The sequence below is a fragment of the Candidatus Cardinium sp. cByotN1 genome, assembly GCF_022810525.1.
GTDB lineage: Bacteria > Bacteroidota > Bacteroidia > Cytophagales > Amoebophilaceae > Cardinium.
On sequence record NZ_JAACGG010000183.1, the window covers coordinates 1 to 402 of the forward strand.

Below are 402 nucleotides of genomic sequence, written 5' to 3' on the forward strand. Positions count from 1 at the left end.
ATGGCCATCAGGTTTGCATCAGGTAGATATCGTTCTTTCTGCAGCTGATATGAAAACCCATTCTAGCTGGAAATCTGCGCAAGAAAAGCAAGTATTTAAAGATAAGATCAAAGATGATATCGTGGAGGTAGGGGGTATACTACTAGCCATGAAGGCTTATCAACCAGGTGATTGTATCGCCTTACCTATTGAAAAGCAAACTTATCTTAGTGGTGATTTTGATGGAGATAACCTATTGGTGATAGATGCAAACAAGCGTTATCCAGCATTGTATAACTTCCTTAAACAGAATGATGATAAACAAAATGATGATGCGAAAGCTCCTCCCCGTTCTAACAAGTTTGCTAAAACGTTCACACCTGCTTTTAAAGCAGATACAACCTACTCTTTTGGCAGGGCTAA

General features: G+C 39.3%; 1 protein-coding gene. It reads left to right on the top strand.

Going from position 1 to position 402, the window contains the following annotated elements:
• The coding region (locus MUW73_RS04325) for a hypothetical protein (protein WP_243575309.1) at positions 1-402 on the top strand (402 nt) is incomplete at both ends.